A 19,307-nucleotide genomic window follows, 5' to 3' on the forward strand; every position below is an offset into this window, starting at 1 on the left:
CGGGCAGGCGCGGTCCGGGTGATAGCAAAGGTCCCTTGCTCCCCTGAAGGTCCGTGAAGGACTCCTTGAGGGACCTAGAGTCCCTTAAGGGGGCCTTCACGGACTTGCCACGCGGTTCAGCGCCGCCGCCGAAGCCCCACCAAGACCGCCAGCACCACCGAGCTGAGCGCGCCCAGCCACCCGACCACTCGCGACAGCTCCACGGCCCGCGTCACGTGCCCGGCGTCCGGGTTGCGGCCGATGCCGAGCACCGGCAGCTCCTCGACCCCGTGCGGGTACACCGTCCGCCCGCCGACCCGGATCTCCAGCGCCCCGGCGAACGCGGCTTCGACGCGGCCCGCGTTCGGGCTGGGGTGAGCGGTCGTGTCACGGCGCCAAGCCCGCCAAGCGCCGCCCGCCGAGCCGCCGACGACCGGTGCTGCGAGGACGGTCAGCCCGGCCGCGACCCGCGTGGGCACGAGATGGACGATTTCGTCCAGCCGGGCGACGAACCAGCGGTACCGCTCGGGACGGCCCCGGCCGAGACCACGCAGCAGGCTGATCGCGCGCGAGCCGAGCAGACCGGGTGCGCCGGCCAGCGCTCCCCACACCAGCGGGGCGATGACGACGTCCGCGGTGTTCTCGGCGAGCGTCTCCACCGAAGCGCGCGAAAGGCCGATGACGCCGAGGTCGCCGGCGACCCGGGGGTCCAGTGTGGACAGTGTGCCGCGGGCGGTTTCGAGGTCGCCTTCCTCGAGATCGCGGGCGAGGGAGGTGCCGTGCGCGGCGAGGCCGGCGGCGCCGAGGACGGCCCAGGCGGTCACCGCGGTCGTGGTCGCCTGCAGGACAGGGCTACGCCGCCCGGCGCGTTCGACGAGCACGCCCGCCAGCACGGCGGAGCCCGCGAGACCGCCGGTCCACAGCACTCCGGCCACCGGATGTTCCGAGCGGACCTTCGCGTCCACCGCCGAGGCCGCCTTGGCGAACGCCGTCACCGGACGGCGCGATCGAGGGTTGCCGATCGCCCCGTCCGCGGCCACCCCCAACACCAAGCCGATCGCGCGTGCCGCGCTCACCGTCGCCCCCTGCGTGCAGTTCCCTCGAAAGACCTGCAGAGATTACTCGAAGATCATCCGTCCAACGCGACGGCCATCTCGTCCCGCGCCTGGATGACGATGTCCCGCATCGCGCGTTCGGCCCGGTCAGGGTCACCGGCGTCGATGGCGGCCGCGACTTCGACGTGCAGCGCGACGGCCTCGGGCTGCGGCTCCTCCGGCATCAGGCCATGCTCGGTCCGCCCGGCGAGCACTTCGGCGACGACCGCCGAAAGCTGCGCGAACATCGGATTCCGCGACGCGGTCAGGAGCAGCTCATGGAAAGCGACGTCGTGGCCGAGGAACGTCACGAGGTCCCGGCGGTGCGCCGTCTCCTCCAGCCGCTTCGCCAAAGCCCGGAGACGGCCGCCCTCTTCCGGCGTCGCCCGCAGCGCGGCGAACCGGGCCGCGCACGGTTCGACGCCGGAACGCAGTTCGGTCAGCGTGCGCAGCGCGGTCTTCCGCTCGGAGCCGTCGAGCTGCCAGCGAAGCAGCCTCGGGTCGTAGTGGTTCCACTCGCCCGGCTCGCGCACGATCATTCCGACCCGGCGTTTGCTGCTGGTCAGGCACATCGTCTCCAGTACGCGCACGACCTCGCGCGCCACCGTGCGGGACGCGCCGAACCGCTCCTGGAGCTCGTCGGACCGCAGCACCGAACCCGGCGGGATCTCCCCGTTCGCGATCGCGGAACCGAGCGCGTCGAGCATTTCGGCATGCCTGTCGTTGCCCACCTGGCGACCTTAACGTTCTGACTCGATTAAGTAGTACTTCATGTTGCTTAAGTAGTACTTTTGAGCTGTACTCGTCCCGGCTACAACGACGTGGGAGGTACGGATGACCGTCATCGTGGTGATGGGTGTTTCCGGCTCGGGCAAGACGACCGTCGGCACCGAACTGGCCACCCGGCTCGGCGTCGGCTACGCCGAGGCGGACACGTTCCATCCGCGGGCGAACATCGACAAGATGAGTTCCGGCCACCCGCTCAACGACGAGGACCGGCAGCCGTGGCTCGAAGCCATCGCCGGCTGGATCCGGGACCACCAGGAGTCGGGTGGCGTCGTCACGTCCTCCGCCCTCAAATACCGGTACCGCGACATTCTGCGCGGCGGCGGCGACGTCTGGTTCCTGCACCTGCACGGCGACCGCGCCCTGCTCGCGGACCGGATGAAGACGCGCTCCGGGCACTTCATGCCAGTGTCCCTTCTGGACTCGCAACTCGCTGACCTCGAACCGTTGCTGCCGGACGAGTTCGGCTACGTCGCCGACATCGCGAAATCGCCGGAACAGATCGTCGAAACCACCCTTTCCGCCTTCGAGGACCGTTGATGACCACCACTCTCGCCGCCTCTTGGACCGGGCACGACACCCGCCTCATCGGCGCGACGGTGCTCGCCATCGCCGTGATCGTCGCCGGAATCACCAAGGCGAAACTGCATCCGTTCCTGGCCCTCATCCTCGGTTCCGGCGTGCTCGGGCTCGTCGGCGGAATGCCGGTGGACAAGCTGATCAAGAGCTTCAGCTCCGGCGTCGGCTCCACCGTCGCCTCGGTCGGCGTGCTGATCGCGCTCGGCGCGATGCTCGGCAAACTGCTCGCCGACTCCGGTGGCGCGGACCAGATCGTCGACACGATCCTGCGCAAGGCGAGCGACCGGACGCTGCCTTGGGCGATGGCACTGGTCGCCGTCCTCATCGGACTGCCGATGTTCTTCGAGATCGGCCTGGTCATGCTGATCCCGGTGATCCTGCTGGTCGCCAAGCGCACCGGGAAACCGTTGCTGCTGCTGGGCATTCCGGCGCTCGCCGGGCTTTCGGTGCTGCACGGCCTCGTCCCGCCGCACCCCGGCCCGCTCGCCGCCGCCGGCGCACTGAACGCGAACGTCGGCCTCACCCTCGCCTTCGGCCTGCTCGTCGCGATCCCGACGGTGATCATCGCCGGACCGCTGTTCGGCAGGCTGGCCGTCAAGATGGTCCCGGACGCCGTCGCGCCCGAGCGGCTCGTGCCGGAATCGTCCTCGGGAGACGGACGGCGCCCCGGCTTCCTCGCGACGTTGTCGACAGTATTGCTGCCGGTCGTGCTGATGATGGGCAAGGCGCTCGCGGACATCCTGCTGGAGAAGGAAAACCACGTCCGCCGCGTACTCGACTTCATCGGCGACCCGCTGGTCGCCTTGCTCGCCGCCGTCCTGCTCGGCATGATCACCCTTGGCAAGGCCGCGGGCTTCACGCGCGACAAGATGTCGTCCACCATCGGCGATTCGCTCCCGCCGATCGCCGGCATCCTGCTCATCGTCGGCGCGGGCGGCGGGTTCAAGCAGACCCTCGTCGACGCCGGGGTCGGCGACGTCATCACCGGCCTGGCGACCGGAGCGAACCTGTCGCCGCTGCTGCTGGGCTGGCTGGTCGCGGTCGCGATCCGCCTCGCCACCGGTTCCGCGACGGTCGCGACCGTGTCCGCGGCCGGCATCGTGGCACCGCTCGCGGCGACCATGGACCCCTCGCACAGCGCGCTGCTGGTGCTGGCGATCGGCGCCGGTTCGCTGTTCTTCTCGCACGTCAACGACGCCGGATTCTGGCTGGTCAAAGAGTACTTCGGGCTTTCGGTCGGGCAGACACTGAAGAGCTGGTCGATCATGGAGACGGTCATCTCCGTGGTCGCGATCGCACTGATCCTTCCCCTCGGCGCACTCTTCTAGCGGCCATCGGTTGACACGTGACCTTTTGGTCACCTATTCTTCCGGTGTGCCCGACGACGACCTGGTTTTCAAGGCCCTGGCGGATCCGACCCGCCGGTTCCTGCTCGACCAGCTGTTCGCGCGTGACGGCCGCACGCTGACCGAACTCGAGTCCGAAGTGGACATGAGCCGGTTCGGCGTGATGAAGCACTTGAAACTGCTGGAAGAAGCCGGACTTGTCGTCACGCGCAAGGAGGGCCGGGAGAAACGGCATTTCCTCAACCCGGTTCCGATCCGGCAGATCCACGACCGGTGGATCGACAAGTTCACCGAGCGCAACGTGACCGCGTTGCTCGACCTCAAAGCCGAACTCGAAACCGAGGAGCCACCGTCATGACCGACACCACCGTCGCCACGACCCAGGTCTACCGCGTCTACATCAAGGCCACCCCGGAGAAGATCTGGGACGCCATCACGAAGCCCGAGTGGTCGCAGAAGTACGGCTACACCGGCCTCGTCGACTACGACCTGCGTCCGGGCGGCAGGCACGCCACCCACCCCACGAAGGACTTCATCGACGCCGGGTTCACGAACGACCTGACCGACGGCGAGGTGCTGGAGGTCGACCCACCGCGCAAGCTGGTCATCACCTGGAAGCTGCTGATGGACCCGTCCTTCGACAAGGAGCCGTACACCAAGCTCACCTACGAGATCGAAGAGACGAAGACCGCGGGCACCCGGCTGACCGTCACCCACGACGTCACCGACGCGCCCACGACCGCCGCGCTGGTCAACGGCTCGCAGGAGGACATCGACGCCGGACCGGGCGAGAACGCCGGTGGCGGCTGGCCGTGGATCCTGTCGGACCTCAAGTCGCTGCTGGAGACCGACGAGCCGCTGGTCCCGGCCGCTTCCTGAGCTGAAGGGGACTTTCCCCGCGTCTCACGCGACGAAGGGGCCCTTCACCGCATCGCATGCGGTGAAGGGCCCTTTCAGCCTCATCAGCTCCGTTTGGTCGCCGCCTTGAGCGCGACCTTGGCCGAGTCCTCGGCACCGATCGTGTCCAGGGCGAACAACGCCGCGCCGACCACGGGAGCCACGTCGACCACCTGGATCGAAGCGTGCGGCGCCACCTTCAGGCACCGCCGCTCGATCTCCGCGATCACCCTCGCGCCGACCCCGGTCAGTACTCCCCCGCCGAGGATGACTTCGGGCGCTTCCCCGGTCAGTTCCAGCCGCCGCAGGATGACCGCGACCAGCACGGCGACCTCGTCGACGAACCGGTCGACCACGTCCTGCGCCACCTCGTCGCCGTCCGCCGCGACGGCGAACAGCAGCGGGCACAGGCCGTGGATCGAATCGGCGTGAAGGTCCTCGAAGTGCAGGCTCCGCACCACTTCCAGCACCGACGACGCCTGGAAATGCGCGGTGACCGCGGCCTGCAAGGCCGTGCTCGGACCCCGGCCGTCCTCGGCGCGGACGGCCCACCAGAGCGCTTCTTCACCAAGCCGGTAGCCGCCGCCCCAGTCGCCGGAAATCTTGCCCAGCGCCGGAAAACGGTGCTCACGACCGTCGGTGCTGATGCCGGCGCCGTTGATCCCGGCACCGCACACCACCGCCACCCCGCTCCCGTCGGAGCTGCCCGCGCGCAGCAGCGCGAGCGTGTCGTTGCCGACGATCAGCGTGTCGCTCCACCCGCGTGCGGCCAGCGCCGCGTGCAGGATCGCTTCCTCTTCGGGGAAATCCAACCCCGCGAGGTACGCAGACGTGTGTGTCGCGAAAGGACGCTCGTCGGGAAGCCCCGCCCCGCGAAGTGCCTCCAGGACCAGCTCCTCCAGCGCGCGGACGCTGGCGTCGACCCCGATGTTCTGCGGGGACGCGCCCGGCCCCCGCGACTGCCCGAGCACCCGTCCGTCCCGGGAGACGATCAGGACGTCGGTCTTGCTGTTACCACCGTCGATCGCGACGACGACGTCCCGTGAACCGGCCGTCATGCTCCGGCCCACGGCAGGAACTGGCGATTGATCCGCACCAGCGTGTCCGCGAGCTGGTCGGCCTTGGCGTACTGGCCGACGAGCGGATGCGCGAGCAGCGCGTCGGCCACCCGGTCCCGGCCGCCCTTGATCGCCGCCTCCAGCGCGAGATGCTCGTACGCGGTCACGCCGGCGATGAGCCCGGCGAACCGCTGTTCCACCGGCGCCTGCGGGATCGGGCGAGGACCCTTACCGTCCACGAGGGACGGAACCTCGATGACGGCGTCGTCCGGCAGGAAGTCGAAAGTGCCTTCGTTGCGGACGTTGACGACGTGTTCCTCCGCGGGCCCACCTGAGGTGAGCGCGTGCACGAGCTGCACCGCGGCCTCGGAATAGTAGGCACCGCCCCGCTTTTCCAGCTGCTCCGGTTTGGTCACCACCTCCGGGTCGAGGTACACCTTGAGCAGCTCCTCCTCGACGTCGCTGACGACGTCCGCGCGCGGCCGCTCGGTGCGCTGCTTCATGACCTGCTCGTCGTGCCCGTAGTAGTACTTAAGGTAGTACGACGGCACGACGTTCATCCGCCGCATCCACTCGACCGGCGCGGTGACGTGCTCGCCGAGGAATTCCGCGTGCTCGGCAAGGAGTTCCGGCAACCGGTCCTCGCCGTTGACGAGCACTTTCCGTTCCCAGCTCAGGTGATTGAGTCCGGTGTGCACGAGTTTGACGTCGTCGACTCCGGCGCCGAGGAGATGGGCGAACGTGCGCTGGAGGTGGATCGCGACGTTGCACAGCCCGACGGCGCGGTGGCCCTCGTTCAGCAGCGCGCGGGTGACGATGCCGACGGGGTTGGTGAAGTTGACGATCCAGGTGTCGTCTCCGGCGATTTTCCGTACCCTGTCGGCGATGTCGAGCACCACCGGCACGGTGCGCAGCGCCTTCGCGAGGCCGCCCGCGCCCGTGGTCTCCTGCCCCACGCAACCGCAGGCGTGCGGGAACGTCTCGTCCCCGCGCCGCGCCCGCTGTCCACCGACCCGCAACTGGATCAGCACCGCCGACGCGCCCTCGACACCTTCTTCGAGATTGGCGGTGGTCCGCACCCGCGCCGGATGCCCGGCGTGGCTCAGCAACCGGTTGCTGAAGTCCCCGACCGCCTCCACCCGGTAGGCGTCCGGATCGATCAGCACGATCTCGTCGACGTCCAGAGTGGACCGCCGACCGGCGATCCCGTCGATCAGCTCGGGCGTGTAAGTGGACCCACCACCGACGACTGCCAGTTTCATCCCTTGACCCCTGTGAATGTGACGCCCTTGACGAAGGACTTCTGCGCGAATACGAACAGCACGATCACCGGCAGCATGATCAGCGCGGTGGCCGCCATGGTGAGGTTCCATTCCACGTGGTGCATCCCGCGGAAGGACGCGATCGCCAGCGAAAGCGGCCAGCTGTCGCGGGTCTCACCGGTGTAGAGCAGCGGACCGAAATAGTCGTTCCAGGTGAACAGGAAGCAGAACATCGCGGTGGCCGCGATCCCGGGCTTCGCCATCGGGATCAGCACCTTGGTCATCACCTGGAACTCGTTGCAGCCGTCGATCTTCGCCGCTTCGAGATAGTCCTTCGGAATGGTGAGGAAGAACTGGCGCAGCAGGAAAATCGAGAACGCGTCGAAGAAGAAGTACGGCACGATCAGCGGAATCAGTGTTCCGGTGAACCCGAGCCGCACCCACAGGTCGTACAGCGGCACGACGGTGACCTGCGGGGGCAGCATCATCGCGGCCACGGTCAGCATGAAGAACAGGTTCTGCCCGCGGAACTTCAGCTTCGAAAGCGCGTACGCCGCCGGGATCGCCGAAACGAGCGCCCCGAAGGTGGCCAACGTCGAATAGAGCATGCTGTTGCCGAAGTACTGCAACAGCGGGGCCTTTTCGAACACCTCGATGAAGTTCTCGAAGTGCCATTCCTTCGGCCAGAAGTTCGATGAAAGCGCCTGGTCGCTGGACATCACCGCGGTGAGGAACACGAACAGGATGGGCAGCATGAAGATCATGCCCATCGCGACCCCCACGCTGTGCGTCGCGATCCAGTACAGCTTCTTGTCCCATTGGCGCCGCACCCGCACCTTCGGCGGTTCGGACGCCGGGGCGGTGTGCCGGGGTTCGGCCAGTGTGGTCATCCGCCTTCCTCCTGGTGCTGGGACTTACGCAGCTGCCGGACCAGAATCCAGGTGAACCCGGCCGAAACGATGAACAGCAGGACCGCCATCGCCGCCGCGTAACCCATGTTGAAGTACCGGAAACCCTGGACGTACAACCAGACCGGATAGGTCAGCGTCGAGTTCTGTGGTGCGCCGATGAATCTCGTGTTGCCCGCGACGTCGGCCGCGCCCGCGGCCGCCGAACCCGCGACGATCGCCTGCGTGAAGAACTGCAAGGCGAAGATCATCGAGTTGACGACGCCGAACAGCAGCACCGGCGAGATCGACGGGAGCGTGACGTGCCAGAACCGGCGGACCGGTCCGGCGCCGTCGAGCTGAGCGGCTTCGTACTGTTCCTGCGGAACGTCGAGAAGCGCCGCCAGGATGATGATCATCAGCTCGCCCGACCCCCACATCACCAGCAGGGTCAGCGCGGGCTTCGACATCGTCGGGTCGTTGAACCACAGACCGCCGTCGATGCCGACCGCCCCCAGGAACGCGTTGACCGGGCCGTATTCCGGGTTGAACAGGAATACGAACGCCAGGGTCGCCGCGGCGGGCGGGGCCAGCGACGGCAGGTAGCAGAGCGTCCGCACCAGGCCGACGCCCGACTTGAGCCGGGAGATGATCGACGCCGTGCCGAGGGCGAACACCACGCGGCAGAACGTCAGGACGATCACCAGCCACAGCGTGTTGTACGCGGCGGTGCCGACCAGCGGCTCGCTGGTGAACATCCGGATGTAGTTGTCGAAGCCGACGAATTCCGGCGCGTTGATCAGGTCGTAGCGGGTGAACGAGTAGTACACCGTGGCGATCAGCGGGTAGCCGAAGAAGATCAGGAACCCGAGCATCGCCGGTGCGATGAAGTAGAAGACGGTGCGACGGCGGCGCGCTGCGTTCCCCTTCCGCGTCCGGGTGGACGCGGAAGGGGAACCGACCACGTGCGAGTCCAGGGTCGATGTCATGCGATCAGCCGCCGGCGCGTTTCTGGGCCAGCTCGTCGTTGATCTGAGCGTCGACCTGCTTGAGCCCCGCGGCCATGTCGGGGATGTTGCCCGCCTGCCACTTCTCCGCGAAGTCGTTGACGGCCTTGAGGTGCGCGTCGCCGATCGGGGTCGACGGGTTCGGCAGCAGCTTCCCGCCGTTGTACAGGTCGAGGAACGTCTTGAACTCCGGCGTGACCTCGAGCTTCGGGTCGGTCAGCGCGGCCTTGGTGCTCGGCACGTTCTTGAGCCCGTTGGAGAGTTCGACCAGCGTCGAGGTGTCCAGCGTGACCTGCTTGATCAGTTCCCAAGCCGCGCCGGGGTTCTTGGCTCCCTTGGGGATCGCGATGATCGTGCCCGTGGTGAACGCGCCGCCGTAGCGGTCCGGCTTGCTGTCGAGCACCGGCGGGGCGGCGGTGCCGAACTTCAGTGCCGACGCCTGGTCCTTGATGAACGCGGTGCGGTACTCACCGTCGATCATCATCGCGAGCTTGCCGCGCTGGAAACCGTGGTCCGCCGAGTACTCCTCGCCGAGGCCTGCCTTGAACTGCTCGACCTTGGCGTGGCCGCCGTAGAAGTCGACGAGCTGCTTCTGGAAGTCGAACATCGCCTTCCACTCGGCACTGTCGGCCAGGTGGGACTGCCCGTCCGGGCCGAGGTAGGTGGCACCGAAGTTCGGGGCCCAGTACTGCGCGTAGTTGGCGTAGAACGGCATCGACGGCAGGAAGCCCGCGGTCTTGATCGAGCCGTCCGGGTTGAACTCGGTCAGCTTCTTGGTGGCCTCGAACAGTTCCGAGGTCGTCTTCGGCGGCGACGTGATGCCCTTCGCCGCGAACATGTCCTTGTTGTAGTAGAAGCCGTAGACGTCGGCGAGCAGCGGCATGGCGCAGCGCTTGCCCTGGAACTCGGTGTAGCTGCGGACCGCGTCGGGGATCTGCGTCAGGTCGATCTTGTCGCGTTCGATGTAGGGCTTGAGATCCTGGAAGCTGCCCGTGGAACACCACGCGCCGAGGTTGTCGGTGAAGAACGAGATCGCCACGTCCGGCGGGTTGCCACCGCGGATGGACTGGGTGATCTTGTCGTCGTCCTGCTGCCCTTCGTGCTTGATCTCGATGTTCGGGAATTTCGCCTTGAGCTTGTTGAGCCCGGCGGTGACCACGTTGTACTCGCGGTCGGTGAACTTGCTGTAGACGGTCAGCGTGAGCTTCGCGTCCGCGGCGGGTGCGGCCGCCGCGTCACCCGACCCACCGTTGGGGCCGCTTGCGGCGCCCGAACAAGCGGACACCAGTGCGGCGACGGTGACCGCGCCGAGCACTATCGAGCCGCGCCAACGGCGGCCACTTCTGGAAACCTGGGTCGTGGAACTCATGACCCTCCTCCTAGTTGGTTGGGGCGGGAGACGGTGGTTCTGTTCGTGAATCCGGGATCGCCACGATCGGATGGGGCTCTCCCGCCCCGGACCTGCGGGGCCCGAGGAGTGCAGGGGTGTTGACGCCGAAGACGTCCCTGCGGACGGTGGCGAGGGCGGATTGAAGAGCGCCCTCGCGCACCGCGTTGCCCTGCACCGACGCGACCCCGACGGGGGTGCGGGGCAGGACCAGTTCGTGCAGCCTCTTCGCGACCAGCGCGGCGAATTCGTCGCCACCGGCGCGGCTGGTGTCACCCGACAGCAGGACGAGTTCGGGGTCGACGACCGCGATCAGGTTGGCCGCGCCGCCCGCGACGCGGCGGGCGAGATCGTCGAGGAAACCTTCGTTGTCGTCTCGTCGCGCCTTGGCGACGGCGTCCGCGCCGGTCTCGGCCTCGATGCCGTGCGCGGCGGCCAGGGCGACGACCGCGGGCGACGCGACGATGTCGCCGAAACGATCCCCGGCGCGGGGCTTGGGGTTCGGGGTGGCGACGGAAACCGGGTCGGGCACACGCATCCAGTCGATCTCACCGCCACCGCCGGTCGCGCCGCGCAGCAACCGCCGCCCCACCACCACCGCGCCGCCGACGCCGTCGCTGAGCCAGATCATCACGAAGTCGTCCAGTCCGACGGCCTGGCCGACGGTCATTTCGACGATCGCGACGAGGTTGACGTCGTTCTCGATGGTGACCTCGACTCCGAGTTCCTGGCTGAGCCTGCTCGGCACGTCGAAGCCGAGCCAGCCGGGGATGTGCGGGGCCGACGAGAGCAGGCCGGTGCGCGGATCGAAGGCACCCTGCGCGCCGATGACGACGTGACGGAGGTCGGTGGCGGCGAGCCCGGCTTCACCGGCTACGTGGCTGAGGGCCGTGCCGAAGGTGCCGACGACGTCCGCGCCCTCGTGGACCGGCAGCGGGACCTGGTACTCCGCGAGCACCGCGCCCGTGACGTCGGCGACGACGAAATCGGCGACGTGCGGCGTGAGATCCACGGCCGCGACGTAAGCGACGCAGCCGTTGACCTGCCAGAGCTGCGCCCTCGGCCCGCGACCCCCACCGCGCACGCCCGCCTTGGTGACGATGTCGTCCTGTTCGAGGCGCGTGAGCAGCTGCGCCGTCGCTGGCTTCGACAGGCCGATCTCGACCTCGAGTTCGGAGCGCGTCAGCGGCCCCTCCCTCAGGAGGACCTCGATGGCCGCGCGATCGTTGATCTCGCGCAGCATTCGCGGACTACCGGCTCGCACTGGGGTTCGCTCCCGACTTCGTTAGGAAACTTTACAGACGGTTTCCGGGGACTGTAGTGAGCCGAACCACAGTCGTCAACGGGCCTGGGAAACGGGGAGGTAACGCTTCTTCGTCTCGCACAGCGGGTAGATGTACCGCTGCGGAGCGTGTCCACTGAGGGACAGGGGGCGGACCTGTGTCGTGAGTGGCGATCCGCGCAGGTCGTCGGCGAATTGCGAATGGGGCGTTGGGTAATCGTGTCGCTGTCACGAAATCACCCTCCAGTGTTATTCGTGCCAATTGACGATCGCACAAATTACGAACATCTGTTCGATGGTTTTAGGTAGATTGGGGGTGTGTCCGAGACCGAGGTTTCCGTGCTTCCCGAGCCGCCGCAGGAGTTGTGGCGTGCCGGGAAGCTGGAACTCGCCCATGGTGTGACCCACGCGTTGGAAGTCATGCGTGCCGCGTCTGCCGTTCTGGGCACCTATGTGGCGGAGATCGAGTCTAGTGGCGTGAACGACTTGTACGGGTATGGCAGTACCTGGTCGTGGCTGGCCGATACGGCGCGGATCTCCCGTGGTGACGCGGAAAAGATCGTCAACCGCACGCTGGTGCTGAACCCGACCCGCGCGCTGGACGGCACGGAAATCCGCCTTCGCACCCACCACCGCGACGGCGGCTACGGAGGGCGTGCTCGGGGACGCCCAGGTGGATCAGATCGTCGCGTTCTTGAAGAAGATCCCGGTGGAGGTGTCACCGGAGAAGCGGGAGGGCGCGGAGAAGATCCTTACCGATCTCGCCCGCGAGGCCGGGCCCAGCGAAATCGCGAAGGCCGGTCACAACCTGCTCGCCCACCTGGACCCCGACGGCAACGAACCCAAAGACCCCGACCCGGCCGAGCCCCGCCGTGAACTCCAACGACCCGAATCACTCACGATCCCCGAGACCATCGGACGGGGTCAGTCGGTCCATCAAGCATCGACGGCTTGGCGTTCGATATCGATGTCCGCGCGGTCCGCGGCCGCCCGGCCCGCTTCCCAGCCGGCTCCGTTGCTGACCGTCGCGGAGCGCTGAACAGTGTGGCTGAACATCTTTTGGAAGGTCTCCTCGACCACCAGCGACCGGGCGGCCAGCACCGGGAGCAACCGCTTGTCTTCGACCGGGTCGTGTGCGCGTGAACTCGCCTCTTCGAGCCGCTCCCCGATACGAACGGCGTAGGACACCAGGAAGGACTGCCGGAACGACCGGGTCCGCGAGGTTCCGGACCGCGTGATCTGGCTGCCTTCGGCGACCATCGCGCGGGTGGCCTGTACCAGCAGCGAGGTGGTCAGCAATTCGGTGATCTCCAGGTCCATCGCCTCGCCGACCAAGGCGACGAATCCCAGTTTGGAGTAGAAGACCGATTTACTGCGGTTCGCCCTCGCGATCGCGGCGACCAGATGCGATTTGGCCTCGACATACGGCGTGTCCAGCCAGACCCTGACCGACGCCGCCGTCTGCTTCCGGTTCGCGTCGGCGTCGAGCAGGGCACGCTCGAAGGCGTACCGGTTCATCAACTCCTGCGCCTTGGCCGAAAAGGCCTCGGCTTCTTCGGGGTACTCCGTCGATTCCGCCTTGGCCAGCAGACCACGGACCTTGGCGAGCACCTTGTGGTCGACCCCGTTCGCCGAGGCGGACACTCGCGCCGAGGCCGAACCCGGCGGCGGCAGGATCTGCGGCAGCTCGGGCAGCTTCAGCAGCGAAGCAAGCACCTTGACCGTGGCCCACAACGCCTCGGCGAGGTCGGCGCCGTGCCGATCGGCCCAGTGCAGCAGATGGGGCCGATCGCGCTCCCACCAGATTTCGCCGCCGAGATCGTGGACCTGTCCAGCCCACCGATCGTCCACAGTGGATGGAGCGTATTTCGCCAGATCGACGGCGATACAGTCCACCAGCAGAGCGACCACCGGCGCGCTTTCGTCCCGGCGGATGAACTCCCAGACGTCGGCGGGCGTCCAGCCCACCTTCCACGCCCTGCCGAGCAGCTCTGCCACCGCGATCCCGGCACCGCTGGCCACCGCCCTGGGCTCGGCCACCGGATCGGCTCCGGCGAGATCCGCCACCACGCGTTCGGGGAAATCGCCGGCACCCCCCGGCCCATGGTCGGCTTGGTGGTCGAACGCGGCCTGTGTCAGCCCCTCGGCGATCATCTCCACGGTGAGCCGCCGCGGCGGGGGCACAGTGTATTCGTCGAACTCGCCGTCGTGCTTGGGCGCCGTGGGACCGCGCGCCGCCCGAGCGCGTTTCTTCGCCGCGCGCTTCTGACGGTTGTTCTTGCCCACTGAAACTCCTCGCTTATACCCCGGCCCAGGCCGCCAGCATGACGCGCGCGATCGACGAGTTCCCCGGCAGCACCAGCTGCCGCGCACCACCGGCGATCGGGGTCGGCACGGCGCCCGCGTTCCGCGACCGACTGTTCTCGAAAGCGGCCCGCACCTCCCCGCGCGAGACCCAGAACGCCTCCTCGATCTCGCCCTCCGCGGGCACGATCGTCGAAGAGATGTCGGCCCGCGCGGTGAAACCGAGCATGATCGACCGCGGGAACGGCCACGGCTGGCTGCCGAGATAACGCACATCGCGCACGTCGACACCGACCTCTTCGCGGATCTCCCGCTCGACACAGCCTTCGAGCGACTCCCCCGCCTCGACGAATCCGGCGAGGATCGAGTACCGGTTTTCCGGCCAGATCGGCTGCCGGGCCAGCAGGACGTGTTCGCCGTTGACACCGGCGTCGTCGTGCACCAGGCAGATCACGGCGGGGTCGGTGCGCGGGTACTCCTCCCGGCCGCAGCCGGTGCACATGCTCGCCCAGCCCAGCTGGACCAGCTCGGTCGGGCTCCCGCAGCGCGTGCAGAACTTCGCCTGGTGCCGCCAGTTCCGCAGCCCCTGCGCGGTGGTGAACAGCCCGGCCGACGCGTCGTCGAGCAGGTCACCGTAGCCGCGCAGGTCGACCCAGATCTCGCCTTCGTGGCGCGGAACCGCTTCGACGACACCCCAGCTTCCCGCCATCTCGACGGTCTCGGTCTCCCCCGCGGGGCGGCCGGGCAGCGACCAGAAGTCGGTGCCCCGCCACTCCCCCAGGAAGACCGCGTCGGCGGGCGGCTCGGCGCCGAAGTCCTGCGTCTTGCGGGTCGCGAGCGTGCCGGAACCCTCCACCACCGGGGTCCGCGCGTGCTCGTCGAGCAGTACGACGTGCGCGTCCGGCCAACGCTCGGCGAGCCTGTCCGGGTTGGTGCGCAAGGATTCCTGACGGTCCGCCGTGGAGCGCGAAAGCGTCGGGAGCGCCCCCAACCCGAACGGTGTCTCCATCAGGCCGGCTCCCCGACGGTCACGTCTCCCAGCGCCTCCAGCTTCGGCGCGAGGACGTCGGCGTCACCGACGACGACCCCGGTGAACCGCTTGGGCGCGAAGAACTCCAGCGCGGCATCCGCCACTTCTTCGGCGGTGACCGCGGCGAGCCGCGCCGGGTGCTCGGCGAGCCATTCGACGCCCAGCCCGGTCGCGGCGAGCGCGGCCAGCTGCGCGGCGAGGCCGCCCTGCGACGACGCCGCCGTGACCAGCGAACCGATCGCGTACTGCCGGACCGACTCGACCTCGTCGGCGGTCGGCGGCACGAGACCGAGCCTCGCCAGCTCGTACCGCGTCTCCATGAGGGCGGCCGCGGTCGCGTCGGTCGCGGTGTCCGCGTCGACGTTCACCACCGCGGTCTGGTCGGTGAACTCGAATCCCGAGTGCGCGCTGTAGGTGTAACCCTTGTCCTCACGGATGTTTTCGACCAGTCGCGACGAGAAGTACCCGCCGTACGCGAGGTTCGCCAGCTGCAGCGCGGCGTAGCGCGGGTCCGTCCGCGACACGGTCTGCGCGGACAGCCGGATCTGCGACTGCACGGCACCGGCCCGCGGCACCAGCAGGACGTTGCCGCCGGCGAGGTCGGGCAGTGCGGGCAGGCGGACGGCGGACCGGTCCGAAGCCCAGCCACCGAGCGCCTTCTCCAGGTCACCGATGACGGCCCGCGGGTCGATGTCGCCGACGAGCACCAGCACGGATCCCCTCGGCAGCACCGAAGCCTGGTGCAGTGCGCGAACCTGTTCCGGCGTCACGACGGCGACGTCTTCGGCCCGCGGGACTTCCCGCACCGCGGGGTGATTGCCGTAGCGGTGCTTCTGCAGCGCCTCGCGGGCGATCGTCCTCGGCTGCGTACGGGAGACCGCGATCCGCTCGATCAGCCGCTCACGTTCCCGCTCGACCTCGGCGCCGTTGTACGACGCGCCGGTGAGCGCGTCGGCGAGGACGTCGAGCATCGTCGGCAGACCGTCGGCCAGCGAGGTGCCGGTGATGGCCAGCCGCTCCGGGTCGACACCGGACGCGATGTCGCCACCGATCAGGGCCAGGTCCGCGTCGATCTCGATACGGTCGCGGCGGGCGGTGCCGGTCAGCAGGGTCTCGGCCAGCACTTCGGCGGTCGCCGGGTGCAGCGCGTCGTCGCCGGCGAACGGGATCCACATCCGCAGCTCGACCAGCGGCACGGTGGCCTTGCGGACGGCGAGCACCCGCAGCCCGTTGCTCAGCGTGGTGTCCACCTGGGACAGCTCGGCGGCGGCGCGCTGCGTCCCCAGCGGCGGGACCGGACGCGGCCCGACGGCCGTGCGGCCGATCTCTTCGGCGGTGCGGTGCGGTGCGCTCACTGCTCGGTACCTTCCTGGTCTGAAGATCCACTGGCTCCACTGCCCGGGCGGACGACGAGTACGGCGCGCGAATCCGGCCGCAGCGCCTTCGCCGCCGCCGAAACGGCCTCCCCGGTGACCGCCGAGATCTTCTCGGCGAGCCGGTACACCAGCGACGCGTCGCCGTACAGCAGTTCGAACGAGCCGAGGGCGAGCGTCCGGGACACCAGCTTGTCGTGCTCGGAGTGCAGGCTCGCGGCCCAGCGCGCGGTGACCTTCTTGATCTCCTGGTCTCCCGGCGGCGTGGCCGCCAGCTTCTCCAGTTCCTCGTCCAGCGCCGCGAGGACCTGGTCGGTGCGCACGTCCGGCGGGTGGATCGCGGTGATGGTGAAGGTGTCCGGGTCGCGGGCCTCGAACGGGCCGAACAGCCCGGCACCGGCGCCGATGTCGACGACCAGCGGCTCGCGGTGCACCAGGCGCTGTTGCAGCCGGGAACCGTCGCCGTCGGTCAGCACGCCGGCGAGCACGAGGTTCGCCAGGTAGCCGTCGAGGTCGTTGATCGGGTCCGGCATCCGGTAGCCGACGCCGACCGCTGGCAGCGGGGCGTGCGGGTCCACCTGCTCGCCGCGCAGCTCACCATCGGGTGCGGGCTCGGCGAACGAGGGACGCTCGGGCGCGGGCCGGTGCGGCACGTCACTGAAGTGCTTCTCGATCAGCTCGCGGGCCTGCTCGACGGTGAAGTCGCCGGCGACGGTCAGCACCGCGTTCGCGGGCGAGTAGTAGGTGTCGAAGAAGGCCGCGCAGTCGTCAAGGGTGGCCTGCTCGAGATCCTCGAAACCGCCGTAACCGTTGTGCGCGTTGGGGAACGTGGAGTACAGCACCGGCGGGAGGGTGATCCACGGGAACCCGCCGTACGGCCGGTTCAGCACGTTGAGGCGGATCTCCTCCTTCACCACGTCGATCTGGTTGGCCAGGTTCTCCTGCGTCAGTTTCGGCGCCCGCATCCTGTCCGCTTCGAGGAACAGGGCACGCTCGAGCGCCGCGGCGGGGAGGACCTCGAAGTAGTCCGTGTAGTCCGGATGGGTGGAGCCGTTGAAGCTGCCACCACTCGACTGGACGTGCCGGAAGTGCGCGAGCTTCTCCAGGCTCTCGCTCCCTTGGAACATCAAATGCTCGAAGAGGTGCGCGAAACCGGTGCGCCCTTCGGGCTCGGAACGGAAGCCCACGTCGTAGTGGACGCTGACACCCACCACCGGAGCGGTCGCGTCGGGCGCGAGCACCACGCGCAGACCGTTGTCGAGGGTGAATCGGACAAGCTCGGGATCGGCCATGCGCACCACCCTACGGGCTAGAGCGTGTCTCCCGAACTGAGGTTGGCAGGTTGGGTGAGGACACGCGCGCGCGTTTCTTGTCGGCCGGAGGCCTCGGTTTTGCGGCGGTGGGCCGCTGATATGGCTGAGTGGGTGCTAGTACTCCAGGCGACGACCCTGGCGGGTCGCGGCGAAGGTTCCCACTAGCGCGGCCGTGAAGTCGCTCACCCGCGCGAGGCCGTCCTCCTCGGCGCCTTCCTTTCCGTACCAGTAGATCTTGGGCGGACCCTTCAGTCCGGCGAAACCGGCGACCCACTGTTCTTGTTCGCCGAGAGCGAGCGCGTAGGGCAGCGCCCGCGAAAGCAGCACCTCGCGTTCGAGCTTCGGGACGGCCGCCGGCTTGGTCGACAGCAGCGCGGCACGGACGCCGAGCAGCCGCCGGTGCAGCGCGACGCCGGCACCGGTGCGCACCGGCAGCCACCGGGCGGCGACGGTGAGTACCGCGCCCGCCGCGACGACGATCAGCCCGAATTGCGCGTAGCCGACGGTGAGCGCCAGCAGGACGGTGAGGAACAAACCGTAAAAGCAGATACGCGGGCCGACGCGGACGAGCCTGCCGGGCAGGCGCGAATACCAGCCGCGCTCGACAACGCTGTCGCGCACCTTGCCGCGCACCGCCTCGATCCCGATCCGGGCGGACTGGATCTCCGACAGCAGCACCGACTCGCGTTCGTCCGGCAGCAGTGCGTCGAACACGGCTCGTTCGAAAGTGGTGAGCTGCTCGTCCGGCGGGTTGCGGCGGACGAGCAGCCAGCCGGTCAGCTCGCCGGGCTCCTCACTCACCCACAGGTAGTTCCGGACCACGAGGTCGACGGCTGTCGCGGCGAGATCGACGGCGTCGGCGTGCCCCGAAAGGACCATTCCGACCTGTCCCGGAAGCACACCGTCAGGTGACGCGAACGCCGCCTTGTCATCCTTACCGGTGAGCAGCCGGACCGGGAGTGCGTCGCCCGGGTGCTTGTCCCGCCTTCGGAGCAAGCCCAGCGCCACGGCGGCCGCGACCAGCGCGAGCGCGAAGCCGCCCCAGGCCCAGCCGACCGGAGCGGTGAGCACGAACGCGCCGGCGAACGTCTTCGACGGCTCCAGCCGGGCGTTCGCCGGGACGGTGCCGTCGGGCAACTCGACCGAGATCTCCATCCGCTGTCCGGTCGCGAGGTTCTGCTGGCTGAACCGGGTCAACCCGGAATGCGCGATCTGAGCGACCCCGCAGTGCGCGCGCGAACCCTCGGGACCGGCGTGACAGGTGACCGCGTTCGGGATGGCCGGTGCCGCGAAGCTCGCGCGCACGAGTTCGAGGCGGGTGTCCCAGCCGCCCGCGATCCGCCAGCCGACCCGCGTCAGGCCGTCGGCTTCGGCGACCGCGCCGTCCACCGTGTACCGGACGATCGAGGTGCCGCCCTTGAGCCGGATGACGAATTCGTCTTCGGTCAGCTCGGAGTTGCCCGCGCCTTCGATGACGACGTCACGGACGCCGATGATCCGGTCGCGATCGCTTGGCGCGGCCGTCCGCAGCGGAATGCGACGGGTCATCGTCGCCTCACTCGGCACGGACACCGCCTCGACGACCGAGAGGGCACCGTCGCGTTCCAGCTTGAGCGAGATCTCCGCGCTGTTGGGGAGCGTCGGTAGCGGAGCCTCACCCTGGGCTCCCGCCGGTGCCGCGCCCAGCACCAGCAGGAGGACCACCACGAGCACGGGGAACATC

At 68.5% G+C, this 19,307-nt stretch carries 18 protein-coding genes; 5 read left to right on the plus strand and 13 right to left on the minus strand.

Features of this window, described 5'->3' with window-relative positions; genetic code table 11:
- Window positions 1-116 precede the first annotated feature (116 nt).
- A complete protein-coding gene (locus ACM6LR_RS00285) occupies window positions 117-1,055 on the minus strand; it encodes a cobalamin biosynthesis protein (RefSeq protein ID WP_414942950.1) in 939 nt (312 codons plus the stop codon).
- Between the two features lie 53 nt (window positions 1,056-1,108).
- Entirely contained in the window at window positions 1,109-1,780 is a 672-nt protein-coding gene (locus ACM6LR_RS00290) for a FadR/GntR family transcriptional regulator (protein ID WP_414943221.1), read from the minus strand.
- Window positions 1,781-1,907: 127 nt separating this feature from the next.
- Here ACM6LR_RS00290 and ACM6LR_RS00295 point away from each other — a divergent pair, with 127 nt between their 5' ends.
- The 4 genes from ACM6LR_RS00295 to ACM6LR_RS00310 are packed head-to-tail and all read left to right on the plus strand — an operon-like array spanning window position 1,908 to window position 4,663.
- Window positions 1,908-2,399, plus strand: coding sequence for a gluconokinase (locus tag ACM6LR_RS00295; RefSeq protein ID WP_414935539.1), 492 nt, complete (start codon window positions 1,908-1,910; stop codon window positions 2,397-2,399).
- The gene (locus tag ACM6LR_RS00300; RefSeq protein WP_414935540.1) at window positions 2,399-3,766 is read left to right on the plus strand and encodes a gluconate:H+ symporter; all 1,368 of its coding nucleotides are present in this window, start codon (window positions 2,399-2,401) and stop codon (window positions 3,764-3,766) included. Before ACM6LR_RS00295 ends, ACM6LR_RS00300 begins: the two co-directional genes overlap by 1 nt.
- A 46-nt stretch (window positions 3,767-3,812) precedes the next feature.
- Window positions 3,813-4,142, plus strand: coding sequence for an ArsR/SmtB family transcription factor (locus ACM6LR_RS00305; protein ID WP_414935541.1), 330 nt, complete (start codon window positions 3,813-3,815; stop codon window positions 4,140-4,142).
- On the plus strand, window positions 4,139-4,663 hold the full coding sequence (locus tag ACM6LR_RS00310) for an SRPBCC domain-containing protein (protein WP_414935542.1): 525 nt from the start codon (window positions 4,139-4,141) through the stop codon (window positions 4,661-4,663). The genes ACM6LR_RS00305 and ACM6LR_RS00310 overlap by 4 nt, the downstream gene beginning before the upstream one ends.
- A gap of 83 nt (window positions 4,664-4,746) precedes the next feature.
- On the opposite strand, the gene ACM6LR_RS00315 is transcribed toward ACM6LR_RS00310, so the two are convergent.
- The 6 genes from ACM6LR_RS00315 to ACM6LR_RS00340 all read right to left on the minus strand — a co-directional run bounded on the left by ACM6LR_RS00315 (window position 4,747) and on the right by ACM6LR_RS00340 (window position 11,525).
- Window positions 4,747-5,751 (minus strand): N-acetylglucosamine kinase, encoded by a 1,005-nt coding sequence (locus ACM6LR_RS00315; RefSeq protein WP_414935543.1) that lies wholly within the window; start codon window positions 5,749-5,751, stop codon window positions 4,747-4,749.
- Window positions 5,736-7,001 (minus strand): 6-phospho-beta-glucosidase, encoded by a 1,266-nt coding sequence (locus tag ACM6LR_RS00320; RefSeq protein ID WP_414942951.1) that lies wholly within the window; start codon window positions 6,999-7,001, stop codon window positions 5,736-5,738. Before ACM6LR_RS00320 ends, ACM6LR_RS00315 begins: the two co-directional genes overlap by 16 nt.
- A complete protein-coding gene (locus ACM6LR_RS00325; RefSeq protein WP_414942952.1) occupies window positions 6,998-7,891 on the minus strand; it encodes a carbohydrate ABC transporter permease in 894 nt (297 codons plus the stop codon). The genes ACM6LR_RS00320 and ACM6LR_RS00325 overlap by 4 nt, the downstream gene beginning before the upstream one ends.
- The gene (locus ACM6LR_RS00330) at window positions 7,888-8,877 is read right to left on the minus strand and encodes a carbohydrate ABC transporter permease (RefSeq protein WP_414935546.1); all 990 of its coding nucleotides are present in this window, start codon (window positions 8,875-8,877) and stop codon (window positions 7,888-7,890) included. Before ACM6LR_RS00330 ends, ACM6LR_RS00325 begins: the two co-directional genes overlap by 4 nt.
- A 4-nt stretch (window positions 8,878-8,881) precedes the next feature.
- Window positions 8,882-10,210 (minus strand): extracellular solute-binding protein, encoded by a 1,329-nt coding sequence (locus ACM6LR_RS00335; RefSeq protein ID WP_414943222.1) that lies wholly within the window; start codon window positions 10,208-10,210, stop codon window positions 8,882-8,884.
- Between the two features lie 64 nt (window positions 10,211-10,274).
- Window positions 10,275-11,525, minus strand: coding sequence for an ROK family protein (locus tag ACM6LR_RS00340; RefSeq protein WP_414935547.1), 1,251 nt, complete (start codon window positions 11,523-11,525; stop codon window positions 10,275-10,277).
- 712 nt (window positions 11,526-12,237) lie between these two features.
- Between ACM6LR_RS00340 and ACM6LR_RS00345 the strand changes: the two genes are divergently transcribed.
- Entirely contained in the window at window positions 12,238-12,603 is a 366-nt protein-coding gene (locus ACM6LR_RS00345; RefSeq protein WP_414935549.1) for a DUF222 domain-containing protein, read from the plus strand.
- Here the strand turns inward: ACM6LR_RS00345 and ACM6LR_RS00350 are convergent.
- From ACM6LR_RS00350 to ACM6LR_RS00370, 5 genes are all read right to left on the minus strand, one after another.
- Complete coding sequence (locus ACM6LR_RS00350; protein ID WP_414942953.1) at window positions 12,501-13,850, minus strand: DUF2786 domain-containing protein; 1,350 nt, start codon at window positions 13,848-13,850, stop codon at window positions 12,501-12,503. The two genes, ACM6LR_RS00345 and ACM6LR_RS00350, sit on opposite strands and share 103 nt — an antisense overlap.
- A 13-nt stretch (window positions 13,851-13,863) precedes the next feature.
- Entirely contained in the window at window positions 13,864-14,877 is a 1,014-nt protein-coding gene (nudC, locus tag ACM6LR_RS00355; RefSeq protein ID WP_414942954.1) for an NAD(+) diphosphatase, read from the minus strand.
- Window positions 14,877-16,253 carry a M16 family metallopeptidase gene (locus tag ACM6LR_RS00360; protein WP_414942955.1) on the minus strand — a complete coding sequence of 459 codons (1,377 nt, stop codon included), beginning with the start codon at window positions 16,251-16,253 and terminating at the stop codon, window positions 14,877-14,879. The genes nudC and ACM6LR_RS00360 overlap by 1 nt, the downstream gene beginning before the upstream one ends.
- Window positions 16,250-17,563: a M16 family metallopeptidase gene (locus ACM6LR_RS00365; protein ID WP_414935553.1), complete on the minus strand. Its 1,314-nt coding sequence runs from the start codon at window positions 17,561-17,563 to the stop codon at window positions 16,250-16,252. The genes ACM6LR_RS00360 and ACM6LR_RS00365 overlap by 4 nt, the downstream gene beginning before the upstream one ends.
- A gap of 135 nt (window positions 17,564-17,698) precedes the next feature.
- Entirely contained in the window at window positions 17,699-19,306 is a 1,608-nt protein-coding gene (locus ACM6LR_RS00370) for a DUF2207 family protein (RefSeq protein WP_414935554.1), read from the minus strand.
- Between the last annotated feature and the right edge of the window lies 1 nt (window position 19,307).

The organism is Amycolatopsis sp. cmx-11-32 (assembly GCF_047608695.1).
Classification (GTDB): domain Bacteria; phylum Actinomycetota; class Actinomycetes; order Mycobacteriales; family Pseudonocardiaceae; genus Amycolatopsis.